Genomic DNA, 5,418 nt, shown 5'->3' with positions numbered 1-5,418 from the left:
TGCGATCATTGATTTCCAGCAAGCAGCAAACTTATTTCAACAACAAAGTAAAAATAAAGATTATCAAGATGCTTTGAATATAATTAGAAAATTACAAGAATAATATTTTGTCTGAATCAGGATGTCCAGGATTAAAGGATTAACAGGATGTTTAATGTAATTGAATGATGAGATTTTGATAATGTTCTATTATTCTCGCAGTTACTTTATTCTTTGCGTCTTTGCTCCTTTGCCACTTTGCGCGAAACATAACACACAGGTACACACGAAGAGAATATTATTTTCATCCTGAAAATCCTCAAATCCTGGATATCCTGATTCAGACAATCTTCTTTGGGTTTTTACTCCTTAAATATTGAATATTCTAGCGATCGCTGATTACATTAGAAAATTTCAACAATAGTTAATTTCTTCATTAAGAATGATTTCAATTACTGATTTCAGAGAAACAATTTTAGTTTGAATAACATCCCAAATAATTTCATTTTCCAAAGAAAAATAAGCATGAACTAAAATATCTCTTAATCCTGCTATTTTACGCCACTGAATCATCGGATATTTATTTGTAATTTCTATAGGTATTTTCTTAACAGCTTCACCAATAACTTGTAAGTTTCTAACTACAGCATCAAATTTTAATTCATCAGTAATAAAACTCTCGAAATCTAGCCCTTGTGTATAGCGTAAAATTTTATCGCAACTAATTAGAATGTCATCACAATACAGTTTTAAGCTACGAGACATAGATAGCATCCTTTTCTACAGAATTAATAACTTGAGGTTTTAACATTTTTTTGGTAACTAAATCCACAGATAAACCCAAGCTATCTTCTAAGAAAAACTTTAAATCCATATATTGATCAAAGGTAACTTTTCCTTGAAATTCTACTAATAAATCAAGATCGCTCGTAGTTTTAGCTTCATCTCTGGCAAAAGAGCCAAACAAAGCCATGGATATCACACCATAACTTTTGATAGTAGTTAAATTTTCATGAAGAAAGTTAATTAAAAATTCCTTATTCATGATTATTCCTCTGAATACAACATACTGTCTTGAGTAAATTCCATTGTCATCAATACAGTTTTTTTCTTTGGTATTAACTGCTCTGGTGGTGGTAAAAAATCTCTGATAATAGTAACATCACCAATTGTTTCTGCGGGATCAGGGGTTGTTTTGTTCATCTTATTTTATAAGATTATGAAAGATTTGATCGTTCCAACATTGTAAAGTTGTAATATATTTTCCATTGTACACCAAGGTTTTAGTATTCCTCCTCACTTGGCTAAACCTCTAGGAAATCAATTTTCCTTAATTTCCAATGATTTAATTATCGTTTTTGCAGTTTCCACAAACTCATCATAGTCATCTACTTTCGCTGTATAAGTAATAGTATAAGCCTGATCACCTTTTAAAGTCATAATTTGCAGATTCTTGAAACTATCTTTTCCACTTTTACCAGTAAAAATCAATTGTCTAGCTTCCTTATTTGCCAGAGTAGTTGTATTATTATCAATAATCTTCGCTCCTGGTGAAGTATTCTTAATCTCCTGAATACTTGACTGTTCTAAATCATTTAATCCACCAGAAAAACTATCAACTCTGATAGTCACCTTTTCTTGAAACCTATCTCCATCACTTTGTTTAGGAGATATAAAAGTAACAACTTCGTCAGTAATTGGATTTTGTAAATCTTGTCTTTCCCAAGTTTTGGGATATTCTATCGTAATGTTATAATTAGAATTTTTATATATATTAAATTTATTAACTTCATCTTTTTTCGGAATCAACAAAAGTATTAAAATAGTAAACGCTCCCATTCCTAATCCTAGCAGCAACTTCCAATCTATCGGCTTTGGTGATAAATTTCTGACTGCTTGCAATGCTTCCTTTGCTGTAGAGTAACGGTGACGATAATTATGACGCACCATTTTATCTAAAACAGCCGCTAGTTTTGGGCTAACATTTGCATCTTTACGCCAAATAATTTCTGTGTTCACATCTTTTTTTAAGTTAAGAGGTGATAGCCCTGTCAATGCTTCAATAGCAATTATTCCCACTGCATAAACATCACTACTAAATTGTGGATTACCGTCCTTTTGTTCACTTGGTGCATAACCAGGAGTACGAATAATCAAAGTAAATTGTAACTGACCATTAACTACTTGTGTACTAACTTGTTTAACCGCACCAAAATCAATCAAAACAATTTTATTGTCTGAAGTACGACGACGAATATTAGTTGGTTTAATATCCCGATGAATAACTTTGTGTTGATGGACAAATTCTAATACTTCTAAAATTTCTATAAGGAGTTGAATAACCTCAGATTCACTTTTCTTTTGACCTAATAGCAACTCATCACTTAAATCATGACCTTCGATATATTCTTGAACTATGTAATCCTCTTTATTTTCTTCTATCTTGGCTAAAAGTTTGGGAATTTGTTTATGTTCTCCTAGAGTTTCTAGCATTACTGCTTCTTGATAGAATAAATCTTTAAGTTTTGCTAAGGTTTCTGGATCTGTACTAGGTGGTGTAAACTGCTTGATAATACATTTGGGGTTCCCTGGTCGTTTGGTATCTTCAGCTAAAAAGGTAGTCCCAAACCCTCCCCCTCCAAAGTTTTTGGTAATTTCGTAACGTCCATCTATTTTCATACCTATCGTCATACCTTTTATACCAAAACTCAACCTCATTTAAGGTTCATTGTGGCACAAATTTGGCTTTTAGGTACATTTAAGTATCAATGTAAAATCTGGGTTCAAACTGTTGTGATACAGCGATAAAACTCCACCCTGTAAGTTTACGTGTACACCAACCTTACCCAGAGTGAGTTTCCATCTGTGAAAGTAGGATTTAAAGTGTACACAGTAATTCTGGAAATTGGGGACTGTCAATCAATAAAGATCAGAATCCAATCTTCCCCGTTTCACACTTCTGAGATAATATCCTTTAGTGGGTAAATTGACTAAATTAAAAGTATCACCTCTGGTAACTCTCCAAATTTTGTAGTCGTGATAAGTGAGAGGACTTCCTGGTTGACAAACTACTGGTGGATGATCTCCGAGAACAAAATACACTGCACCCCTGCCCATAACTTTTGCTAAACCATATTTATCAACAACAATAGATGTCTCTTCACTAACTGCTATACCTAAAACACTTTTAGAAACACCATCTTGAATTTGACGGGCAATAAAAACCATGATTCGACCCATTCTTTGTCGTCTATCAAAGTGTGTGTCGATGATCGTGTTCCGCAAAGTTTTCCATTGGAAAAAGTTATAGGTAAAAGTAATATTTTTGTAGGGGTCTTCTAGCGCTTCTCTACCTTCTATACTGTCGATACAAGCACAGGAATCGTAGATATAGTCACTTTGAATCATTGCCCCGGCGCTCGTGCCACCAACAGCGCCACCTTTATCGTAAACTGATTTGATGGCAACCTCTAATTTAGTGTTTTTCCAGGTGCGGATATATTGACATTGATCACCGCCAGCAAAGAAAATTACATCAGCGTTTCTGACTCGATCAAAAACGTCTGTTCTGTTGGCTTGTTCTCTGTTGCTAATAACTAGGGTTTCTACATATTTTACTCCTTTCATCCCATAAATTAGCTGATTGTAATTGTCATCCCCAGCACCACGAATGACTAAAACGTTGACTTTGTTATCGTAGTTACTATTTCCCCTGACTTGGTTGATCATCCATTGGATAGCTTCTTCTACATCTGGTCCACCTCCTCCTAAGTTATGCGCGGGTCCGGCTAAACGTCGGGGGCTGTAAACGGGGGTAGATAAGGGAGAACGAACATCCGCAGTAATGCCCCGAAAGTAACGCTTTAAGTTTGCTGTGAGACGATCTATGATGCGATTAATCATCTTTAGCAATCTAGTTCCTGCATTCTGCAAACGTCTGGCTATATTTGGGAATGCCTTAGTCATACTAATATTTTGGAGCAAACAGCAGTTATTATTAACTCTCTCATTAAAAAGGGTTAAATTCCCAGCGTACACTGGTTGTACTGTTTTTAATGCCGATAAACCTAGAGTAATCTTTCATTCTCTAGTTTAGTCTGCGATCGCCTCAGTTTTATTTATTGGGGGAGGGAACAGAAAAACCAGTTGTGTAATTCATTCTGTCTCATTTTGCCGGCTTATTGCAGGTATTGTTCTTTCAGAACCCTTTCATATACGGCTTCTGTACGCTGGGCTAACTTTGACCATTGAAACCGTCGTTCTAAATCTTGGTAAGCGTTATCTATCAACCATTTTCCATAACCTGGATTTTTCAAAACTTCCAAAATTCCCCAGGCTAAGGAATCGGGGTTATTAGCTAAGGTAACGATGCCTGTTTTGGTATGTTGTACTACTTCTGGCAAACCACCAGTGTTAGAAACGACAACTGGAACTTTAGAGGCAAAACTTTCTAAAGCCACAATGCCAAAAGGTTCGTAAAGACTAGGAAAAACTGCACAATCGGCAATAGTTTGAAACTTATCTAAATATTTATCAGAGAGAAAACCAGTAAAATAACATTTATCCCAAATTCCTAAATCCCGTGCTTGACGCTTGAGGTAGTCAGTATTGCCACCGCCAACAATGACAATTTTAACATGGCCGCCCATTTCCCAAAGTACCTTGGGTGCAGCATTAAGTAACACACTTATACCCTTTTCATAGGTCATGCGACCAAGATAATAAACTATTTTTTCATGATCTGCGGCAAATTGGCGACGGAAATCTTGAGCATGAAAATCTTCGTGGTGCTTTTTCTTTTCTGGACGGATACCGTTATAAATAACGTCGATTTTGTTTCCTGGACTATGTAAAGCCCTAACTACTTCACCGCGCATATATTCGCTACAAACGATGATTCTCCAGGCGTTTTCAGCCAGTTTGGTTTCTTTGTCACTAATATAACGTTGCGTATCGTTGTGAATCCCATTATAACGACCGTATTCTGTGGCGTGAATCGTAGCAATTAGCGGAATATTAAAAATGTGTTTGAGAGCGATCGCTGCATCCCCAACCAACCAATCATGAGCATGAATCAGATCAAACGACCCTTCCGACTCAATTAGCTTACCACCGTGATATCCCATACTATCGTTCAAATTAGCTACCCAGTGGAAAAAATCACTACTCGGAGCCACAGGTATACGATGAACATGGATTCCCTCAACCACTTCGTACAGCAACGACTGGGCAAATTCAACTGTAATCAAGTGGATTTCATGTCCCAGCTTCACCAGTTCCGGGTATAACTCTGCTACATGACGCGCAATCCCTCCAACTATCCTGGGGGGAAATTCCCAACTCAATACCAGTATTTTCATTTGCTTGACTCCCCGATGATTTATCAATATAGCAGGGAAGAGGGAATAGGGGCAGGGGGCAGGGGGTAGGGGGCAGGGG

At 36.5% G+C, this 5,418-nt stretch carries 6 protein-coding genes; all 6 read right to left on the bottom strand.

Features of this window, described 5'->3' with window-relative positions; genetic code table 11:
* Positions 1-393 precede the first annotated feature (393 nt).
* Positions 394-744 (bottom strand): DUF86 domain-containing protein, encoded by a 351-nt coding sequence (locus VB711_RS06475; protein WP_323284975.1) that lies wholly within the window; start codon positions 742-744, stop codon positions 394-396.
* Positions 734-1,024 (bottom strand): nucleotidyltransferase family protein, encoded by a 291-nt coding sequence (locus VB711_RS06470; RefSeq protein WP_323284974.1) that lies wholly within the window; start codon positions 1,022-1,024, stop codon positions 734-736. The genes VB711_RS06475 and VB711_RS06470 overlap by 11 nt, the downstream gene beginning before the upstream one ends.
* 2 nt (positions 1,025-1,026) lie before the next feature.
* Positions 1,027-1,182, bottom strand: a complete 156-nt coding sequence (locus tag VB711_RS06465; RefSeq protein WP_323284973.1) for a hypothetical protein — start codon at positions 1,180-1,182, stop codon at positions 1,027-1,029.
* 117 nt (positions 1,183-1,299) lie between these two features.
* Positions 1,300-2,670 carry a protein kinase domain-containing protein gene (locus VB711_RS06460; RefSeq protein ID WP_323284972.1) on the bottom strand — a complete coding sequence of 457 codons (1,371 nt, stop codon included), beginning with the start codon at positions 2,668-2,670 and terminating at the stop codon, positions 1,300-1,302.
* A 228-nt stretch (positions 2,671-2,898) separates the two neighbouring features.
* Positions 2,899-3,945, bottom strand: a complete 1,047-nt coding sequence (locus tag VB711_RS06455) for a cyanophycinase (protein WP_323284971.1) — start codon at positions 3,943-3,945, stop codon at positions 2,899-2,901.
* Between the two features lie 212 nt (positions 3,946-4,157).
* Complete coding sequence (locus VB711_RS06450; RefSeq protein WP_323284970.1) at positions 4,158-5,339, bottom strand: glycosyltransferase family 4 protein; 1,182 nt, start codon at positions 5,337-5,339, stop codon at positions 4,158-4,160.
* Positions 5,340-5,418 lie beyond the last annotated feature (79 nt).

The sequence above is a fragment of the Cronbergia sp. UHCC 0137 genome (assembly GCF_034932285.1).
In the GTDB taxonomy this organism is placed as follows: Bacteria; Cyanobacteriota; Cyanobacteriia; order Cyanobacteriales; family Nostocaceae; genus Cronbergia.
The sequence above is the reverse complement of the archived record's forward strand: the minus strand, read 5'-3'. Positions and strand labels throughout refer to the sequence as shown.